At 36.8% G+C, this 1,288-nt stretch carries 1 protein-coding gene; it reads right to left on the bottom strand.

Annotated features, from left to right (window positions below):
• Window positions 1–40: 40 nt before the first annotated feature.
• Window positions 41–1,203, bottom strand: a protein-coding gene (locus CN378_RS21730) for an IS3 family transposase (RefSeq protein WP_098354593.1) whose coding sequence is annotated in 2 segments (ribosomal slippage) — window positions 41–927 and window positions 927–1,203 — 1,164 coding nt in all. Because the reading frame shifts where the segments join, the coding sequence is not laid out codon by codon here.
• Window positions 1,204–1,288 lie beyond the last annotated feature (85 nt).

Genomic DNA, 1,288 nt, shown 5'->3' with positions numbered 1-1,288 from the left:
AGACTGACCTAGTCGTATGAGACAGTAATAAAACACCTTCTTAGGCTGCCATGCCACCAAACTCTATTGGTGTGTGGTAGCCTAATTTTTCTTGTATACGCTCTTCATTATAATATTTCATGAATTGATCTACACGTTCCTTTACTTCTTCTCGGGATAGAGAATTGAATTTAACATACTGAAACTCCTCTGATTTCAGGTTAGAATGAAAAGATTCAATGACCGCGTTGTCCCAACAGTTACCCCTGCGTGACATACTACTAACCAGATTCTTCTCTTTAATCCGATTTTGATAGGCATAAGAAGAATACACGCTGCCTTGATCCGAGTGGATGATCACTCCTTTAGGGTTTCCTCGCTTTTTGAGTGCTTCACTCAAGGTATCAATGACTAAAGGGACTTGTTGGTGAGTATAAAGCTTGTACGCAACGATTTCATTATTAAATAAATCCATGATTGTTGATAAATATAAGGTGTCTGGACCATATTGGATGTAGGTAATATCCGTCACCCATTTTTGGTTAGGTTGGCTTGCAGTAAAATCCCTCTTTAATAAATTAGGAGCGACAATAACGGATTCCCCCTGAGACTTCCACTTTCTCTTTGCCTTTACTCTACATTGAAGATGATATTTCTGCATAATCCGTTGAACAGTATTACGGTTTAATTTGATATGGTATTTACGCTTTAACAGCTCTTTAATTTTACGGTGGCCATATCGGTACTTTGTTTTTTCGCAGAGGAGGATAATCGTTTGTTCCTCCCTAGACAACTCTATTGGTTGTAAAGATGCCCAGCGATAATAAGTAGATCTGGGTACATTTAAAGCAGCTAAAATAGCTGATACTGTATATTTTTTTCGTAATGTCTGTACTAGTTGGAGGACGATTTCTTTTTCAGCTCCTTTTCGATCTCCAAATACTTTTTTAAGATTTCATTCTCCTGTCTTAAATGATTCATTTGATGTTCTTTTTTCTCTTCTTCACTTGAACTATCAGGCCCATGTCCATACGAATATTGTTTTCCAATCGGCTGGTCAAATCGGTGGACTTGATTTTCACGATACCATTTCATCCACGTTTTGATTTGAGAAACATTTTTAATCCCATACTTCTCCATGATTTCTTGGTTTGTCAACTGACCACTCATTTTATCTTTAACTACTGCCCATTTAACTTCTTTTGAATATACGTTTTTGCCCATGCAAAAACACCTCCGAATTAGTACTTTGTTTAAGTGTACCATTTCGAAGGTGTTTTATTGTGTCTCATTAATTTAGGTTAGTCTA

It is taken from the genome of Bacillus sp. AFS015802, assembly GCF_002561455.1.
In the GTDB taxonomy this organism is placed as follows: domain Bacteria; phylum Bacillota; class Bacilli; order Bacillales; family Bacillaceae_B; genus Rossellomorea.
Note: the sequence above shows the minus strand (reverse complement) of the source record. Positions and strands in the feature narration are given on the sequence as shown.